Here is a 573-nt window from a genome sequence, read left to right on the forward strand (position 1 = left end):
ACCGGATTCTCCAGGGGTACCTCTGCCCGGACCATGCGGCCTCCACACCTGCTACGCACATGACGAAGCACCGGCTGCGCACAATACGACCCCGGCGCTCGCAGCACCGAGAAATGAGACGACCTCCACGATGTCAACATGGAGGTCGTCGCGGCCACGGAAGCCTGCCCATGGCGGCGGGAACCCTGGTCATGGGCGCCCCTCCCACCTCGGATCGACACAGCCGGGAAGGAACCGGTCACCGTCCACTGTCATCCCCCCCCCCGGGGAAACCTCGTGCCGCACACACGGCTCCTGGGCGTGGGCGCAGCACGGTCGTGCCAAGCATCCTGATCCACCCATGACCCGCGCCAGTGCGGGCGATTCCGCCCGCCCGCCGGTGGCATGGACATCGAGAAACTACTCCACCCCTCACCTGCCCTCTCAGAGGGGCGGGCGTGTCGCCTGCGGGTAGAGGGTCTCGCCTCGGGCCAGCATGGCCACGTACTGCTTGATGCGCCGGGCGCGGGTCTGCGGGCGTTGGGCGGTGGTGACCCGGTACAGCACGGCATACCGGTTCTGGGCGCTCAAGAC

Annotated in this window: 1 protein-coding gene; it reads right to left on the reverse strand. The window is 68.4% G+C overall.

Features of this window, described 5'->3' with window-relative positions; translation table 11 throughout:
• Positions 1–423: 423 nt before the first annotated feature.
• Positions 424–570, reverse strand: a complete 147-nt coding sequence (locus RCG67_RS17160) for a YdeI/OmpD-associated family protein (RefSeq protein WP_368828014.1) — start codon at positions 568–570, stop codon at positions 424–426.
• Positions 571–573: the final 3 nt, after the last annotated feature.

Source organism: Kocuria cellulosilytica, assembly GCF_040981245.1.
Lineage (GTDB): Bacteria > Actinomycetota > Actinomycetes > Actinomycetales > Micrococcaceae > Kocuria > Kocuria cellulosilytica.